The sequence below is a fragment of the Methanobrevibacter sp. genome (assembly GCF_045220775.1).
Classification (GTDB): Archaea; Methanobacteriota; Methanobacteria; order Methanobacteriales; family Methanobacteriaceae; genus Methanocatella.
Map to the genome: position 1 here is coordinate 1 of NZ_JBGUWC010000084.1, position 5,255 is coordinate 5,255.

Consider the following 5,255-nt stretch of genomic DNA (forward strand, 5'->3'; position numbering starts at 1 on the left):
GTCACTGAAAATACATTTGAATGTTCTGCTAAAAGACAGATTCATGCTGCATAGTCTTGCTAAATGTTTTCATCTATCAGTATAAAAGAGGGTTATTGAATAACGATATTTCAGGCAGAGTTCTTTGTTATGATTTTCAAGTGGACTTTGTAAAGAAAGTAATGTGTCCGGCAAAAGTGAAAATCAATAATATCAAAATAAATGATGTAAGGGAGATGGTTGAAAATGAAAAATGCTAAAATGATTTTTGGAACTTTCCTGACAGTGCTTTTAATAGGTGCATTGGCATATTTCACGGGCTTTTTGGCAAATCTTTTTAAAGCCTTTGACAACACACCATTCCACCCTCCTCCGACGGATTTTGTAAGCACATTTTTTGCTTTAAGCGAATGGAGATATGTGCAGTCGGCATTGATTACACTGGGAATTATATTCTTGATAATCGCTTTTATTGTAATCAAAAACAGGATAGAAAGCCGAAATTTTGATGACAGAAATTTTTCCGTCAGCGAAAAAGGTACTTACGGCACGGCAAAATATCTTTCGGAAAATCAGGCTAAAAAGTTGGTAACGGCAGATAAAGCGAATAAACTTCTTTCGATATGCGGTGAAATCGGTGAAAATGATAAAGGTATCATTTTGGGTAAATTTCCGAATGGGAAAACAGTTTTTAAACAGGTTATTCCAAAGGAAAATATGAATATGTTTGTATGCGGTGCACCGGGTTCGGGCAAGTCGTATATGTTCGTAAGACCGTACCTTGCACAGTGTATCAGGCGTAAGGAATCTTTTGTATGCACTGATCCGTCTGGTGAACTTCTTGAATCAATGGGCGGTTATGCGAAATCATGCGGATATAAAGTCAAAGTATTCAACCTTGTTGACCCCGAAAAATCGGACAGTTGGAACGTGACTGGTGAAGTCGGCATAGATCAGATGCTTGTACAGATAGCTGTTTCAACGATAATCCAAAATACCATTGAGGGCGAAACACCCGATCCGTTCTGGGATAACGGTGAAAAAAATCTGTTAAAATCCCTCTTGCTGTATATAAATTCAAGTGCATATACGGGCAATAAGTCGCTTGGCGAGCTTTATCAGTTGCTTGCGGCAGACAATTTTTCAGATACACTTGAATGTCTGAAAAGTCTTGTAGTAGCGAATTGTTAAATCAATGTTTGATAAAAGTTTAAATAGTGGGAATGTTCAGAGAACACCATTCCTTGCAGATAACAAAAGCCATATTTTGTTGTCTGTTAATGTATGTTCCAAATATGCAAAAGAAAAACCGCTACACAATTAGTGTAACGGTTTATGGTATAAATTTAAAAATCGCTTTTACAATTATTACAATGCCATTGTTTAGAAACCTTACCAGCGGCAAATATGCCGAATACGGCAACGCTACCTATTTTGGATGCCGTTGAAATTTTTTTTACATTAGTAGAATTACAATATGGACATTTAGTTTTGCTATATGTGACATTTCCACATTTTGCACATTCGCCATACTCCACATTGTCAAGAACTCTTTTATATGATTTGACATTTCCACACTTTTGGCATTTACACACAACTATTTCCATATTAGACACCTTATTTATTTTTTTTTAATTGTATCACATATATATCAAACTGTCAAGAAAATGTTGATAATTTTTATTTGTAATTTCAAAATACGGAAATTTTATCAACTGTACTTAAACCAGTTAGTAAGGGTTCATATAACTGAAATACACAGTCGTGACGGCAAAGATGAACCTTTCAATATCAATGCAAGTATACGTCTTGCCGAAGACAGCAAGCAAACCGAACTTTTGAAAGACATGAGTAAAGGCAGTCTTTATACAGGTCAAGTTATAGATATTCGCAAAGGTACATATTTGATAAAGCTGTCAAACGGTGCAAATGCCATGTCACATTCAAGCCATTGTCGAAAGTCTGTTATGAAATCCGATACGATCGCATTTGTGGTCAATTCCATTGATAACAGCAAAATGACCGTGAACGGCAGTATCATTCGCATTGTAAAGAGTGCAAAAAGATAACAGCTCCGTAAAAAAATTACGGTTACTGTTGACATAGGGTAGATAACAGATATATAATAGTATAGGGTGATAGCTATGCTTAAAAAATTTAGTGTTAGGGGTTTTAAAAATTTTGGCAAAACAATAGAAATGGATCTGTCAAATATCCGTGAATATAAATTCAATCCTCAGTGTGTGACAAATGGATTGATAAGCAAAGCAATTATTTACGGCAAAAACTCCGTTGGAAAAACGAATTTCGGGCTTGCACTTTTTGATATTGTTTCGCATTTGACAAATAAAAATATTTCTCCCGAGTTGTATGATTACTATTTGTGTTCAGACGGAAAGAACGATTTTGCAGAGTTTCATTATGTTTTCAACTTTGGGGAGAGTGTAACAGATTATACTTACCGAAAAGATTACGCAAGAAATCTGCTGTACGAAAAGCTGGTTTTGAATGGTGAAATTTTGTATGAGTATGATTATCAAAATAAACAAGGTGATACTAAAGGCATTGACAAGATAGCACCGACTTTGAATTGGGCATTTCAAGATACAGAATGTATTTTGAAATACGTTATCAATAATACGGTGTTACCCAAAACACATCCTTTGCGTGAGATGATAAAATTCGTTTCAAATATGCTTTGGTTCAGAAATCTTGATGAAAACAGGTATATAGGCTACAAGACAAACAGCAAGGATTATTATGATTTCATTTTGGAAGATAAAAATTTGAAAGAATTTGAGGAATTTCTGCATATCACCGGAATAAAGGAAAATTTGATTATTATCAGAGATACTGATGGTGTGAACCGTTTATATTTCAATACAGCCGTTCCTCTGCCGTTTTTCAGGACGGCTTCAAGCGGAACTCGTGCATTGTATACTTTTTACTATTGGTACAAAACAGCATCTGATGTGTCATTGATGTATATTGATGAATTCGATGCCTACTATCATTATGAACTTTCGGAATATATCGTCAAAATACTTGAAAAAATGACGGATACTCAAGTAATGATAACTTCTCATAATACAAACCTTTTGACTAATAAAATCATGCGTCCCGACTGTTACTTCATACTTTCGGATAACAGGCTTGTATCATTTGCGAATGCAACCAACAGAGAACTGCGAGAAGGACATAATCTTGAAAAACTGTATATGAGTGGTGAATTTGATGTCTGAAAGAAAAATTCTTGTTATAGTGGAAGGTGCTAAAACGGATTTTAATTTGATGAAAAGAATTTTTAAAATATACGGTATATCTGATGATCATCAAGTTATTTCTTATGATACAAATATTTACACTCTGTACAATCAACTTCCCGATGATGAGGAAGAATATGAAGATATAGATTTACAGCAGCTTTTGAAAGAAAGAGAAAAAGATGAAAAAAAGTTGTCATTGCTGAATGAACGCTATACAGATATTCTTCTAATATTCGATCTTGATCCGCAAGCACCTGATTTTTCACCTGATAAAATAAGAAAAATGGCAAATTATTTTACAGAGTCAACCAATATGGGAAAACTTTATCTGAATTATCCGATGGTGGAAGCTTTTTATAATATGAAGAATATCCCTGACAACGATTACCCGAATTATGTTGTATCATTAGAACTTTTGAGGAACAGAAAATACAAACAGCTTGTACATGAGTTATGCAGAAACGGCGATTACAGTAAATTTGCTGTAAACAAAGCTGAATGTAACATTGTTATCAAGCAAAATCTTGAAAAGGCAAAAATGCTTACACAAAAAGATGAAAATATTCCTGACGGTATAGATATTTTAGATAAGCAGCTTTCGCTTTTGAAAAATGATAATGCTGTATCTGTTTTATGTACCTGTATTTTTTATATAGCGGAATATAATCCCGGAATGATTGATTGAAAATCGAATAATCGTAAATGTACAGCTTTAGCGAAATTTGTTGAAGCTGTATTTTATTTGGAGGAAACAATGGATATAAGAGAAGTTAAAACAAACCTCAATACAGTTGTTCGGTACAATGGTGTTGACTATATGTTTCAAGGCTGTACTATTCTCAAGAATACAGCTACAAATGAAATCTACTATCAGGCAGAGCTTGCAGATTTGAAGGCTCGTTCTGTTTTGATAACAAAATTGTCCGATGTAAAAAAAATAATGAAGGATTGATGATTTATGAATAAGTTAGATGAATTTTTATGCCCCGATTGCAAAGGCAAGTTGGAATTGCACACCTTTTCAAAAGTGCAGTTAAGATGTTCCAATCCCGAATGCAACGGCATTTATGAGCTGTACAAAAATAATGATAGGCTTTTTGATGAAATTTTCCCTAACACTGACAGCAACAATGTCTTGAAATTTTTTATAGAAGGTTCTCATGATGCAGTTCATGAAGCTGTAAGTATTATTAAGCGTAACTATATGATTATTTCCGAGCCAATTTTATACAGATTTTTTTATTTTAAAGATAGTGATTGATTGTATTGTTCAGCCAATGCTGTCATTTTGAAGTCTGCTGATGGATCTATTTGGTGTACAATACGTTCTAATTCGTCAATATCTACTTCAAAAAACTCTTTACGTTTATTTATTTTATTGACACGTTTTCTGTCCAAAATTTGATGTATACGGTTTTCAAGTTCAACAGCGTTGGCAGAAAAGATAAGGCTATGTACATCAAATGGGAATGGAACACTTGCATTACCAAGTTCGTCAACACGCTCTTGAGGTTCATCTCTCCTGGTCATACCAATTTTGAATACATTATCTCCAAAAGAGCCTATATTACTGATAACATATACCCAACCTGCCTGACCGTTCTGTAAACTGATGATTTTTTCTTTTCGCTCATCAATCTTATTAAGTTGGTCGGTAAGTTCTTGCAAACGCTTTTTAAGTTTTTCGACTTCATCTTGGTTGGACGTTGAAATTGCTATCTTTACGCTTTCGATTTCATTCTTGTATTTACTTTCCTCTTTTTCAAGCTTCTTTTGTTGTTGTTCAAGGATTTTGCGTTCTTCTGCTTCCTGTCGCATTTGTTCTTTTATTGCACGCTGCTCTTCTTTAATTTTTTCTCTTTGAGTGTAGTATTCATATTCAATATCGACTGCTTCAAGATAGAATGTTTCAATTTCAGATATAAACTATAAATGAGCAAATTTAATAAAGCATTGTGAAAATGCACAAAAATATCAGGCGGAAAGCATATCAAATAAGCTGTCAATGTT

10 protein-coding genes are annotated in these 5,255 nt (G+C 34.0%); 7 read left to right on the forward strand and 3 right to left on the reverse strand.

All coding sequences use genetic code 11. From position 1 onward, the window contains the following. The first annotated feature begins 95 nt into the window (after window positions 1–95). Both ACJROP_RS05140 and ACJROP_RS05145 read left to right on the forward strand, forming a co-directional pair. The gene (locus ACJROP_RS05140; RefSeq protein ID WP_406534416.1) at window positions 96–239 is read left to right on the forward strand and encodes a hypothetical protein; all 144 of its coding nucleotides are present in this window, start codon (window positions 96–98) and stop codon (window positions 237–239) included. Further along, window positions 226–1,170, forward strand: coding sequence for a type IV secretory system conjugative DNA transfer family protein (locus tag ACJROP_RS05145; RefSeq protein ID WP_406534417.1), 945 nt, complete (start codon window positions 226–228; stop codon window positions 1,168–1,170). The genes ACJROP_RS05140 and ACJROP_RS05145 overlap by 14 nt, the downstream gene beginning before the upstream one ends. A 155-nt stretch (window positions 1,171–1,325) precedes the next feature. Here ACJROP_RS05145 and ACJROP_RS05150 read toward each other — a convergent pair whose 3' ends face one another. Together ACJROP_RS05150 and ACJROP_RS05155 are read right to left on the reverse strand one after the other, a co-directional pair. Then, window positions 1,326–1,586, reverse strand: coding sequence for a hypothetical protein (locus ACJROP_RS05150; RefSeq protein WP_406534418.1), 261 nt, complete (start codon window positions 1,584–1,586; stop codon window positions 1,326–1,328). Between the two features lie 123 nt (window positions 1,587–1,709). Continuing rightward, window positions 1,710–1,856 carry a hypothetical protein gene (locus ACJROP_RS05155; RefSeq protein WP_406534419.1) on the reverse strand — a complete coding sequence of 49 codons (147 nt, stop codon included), beginning with the start codon at window positions 1,854–1,856 and terminating at the stop codon, window positions 1,710–1,712. Window positions 1,857–1,883: 27 nt separating this feature from the next. Between ACJROP_RS05155 and ACJROP_RS05160 the strand changes: the two genes are divergently transcribed. The 5 genes from ACJROP_RS05160 (at window position 1,884) to ACJROP_RS05180 (ending at window position 4,506) form a co-directional block, all read left to right on the forward strand. Beyond that, the gene (locus ACJROP_RS05160; RefSeq protein ID WP_406534420.1) at window positions 1,884–2,048 is read left to right on the forward strand and encodes a hypothetical protein; all 165 of its coding nucleotides are present in this window, start codon (window positions 1,884–1,886) and stop codon (window positions 2,046–2,048) included. 75 nt (window positions 2,049–2,123) lie between these two features. Beyond that, the gene (locus ACJROP_RS05165; RefSeq protein WP_406534421.1) at window positions 2,124–3,221 is read left to right on the forward strand and encodes an ATP/GTP-binding protein; all 1,098 of its coding nucleotides are present in this window, start codon (window positions 2,124–2,126) and stop codon (window positions 3,219–3,221) included. Continuing rightward, window positions 3,214–3,930 carry a hypothetical protein gene (locus tag ACJROP_RS05170; RefSeq protein WP_406534422.1) on the forward strand — a complete coding sequence of 239 codons (717 nt, stop codon included), beginning with the start codon at window positions 3,214–3,216 and terminating at the stop codon, window positions 3,928–3,930. Before ACJROP_RS05165 ends, ACJROP_RS05170 begins: the two co-directional genes overlap by 8 nt. 69 nt (window positions 3,931–3,999) lie before the next feature. Further along, window positions 4,000–4,197: a hypothetical protein gene (locus ACJROP_RS05175; RefSeq protein WP_406534423.1), complete on the forward strand. Its 198-nt coding sequence runs from the start codon at window positions 4,000–4,002 to the stop codon at window positions 4,195–4,197. Between the two features lie 6 nt (window positions 4,198–4,203). Beyond that, window positions 4,204–4,506 (forward strand): hypothetical protein, encoded by a 303-nt coding sequence (locus tag ACJROP_RS05180; protein WP_406534424.1) that lies wholly within the window; start codon window positions 4,204–4,206, stop codon window positions 4,504–4,506. Here ACJROP_RS05180 and ACJROP_RS05185 read toward each other — a convergent pair. After that, window positions 4,485–5,063, reverse strand: coding sequence for a GIY-YIG nuclease family protein (locus ACJROP_RS05185; protein ID WP_406534425.1), 579 nt, complete (start codon window positions 5,061–5,063; stop codon window positions 4,485–4,487). The two genes, ACJROP_RS05180 and ACJROP_RS05185, sit on opposite strands and share 22 nt — an antisense overlap. Between the last annotated feature and the right edge of the window lie 192 nt (window positions 5,064–5,255).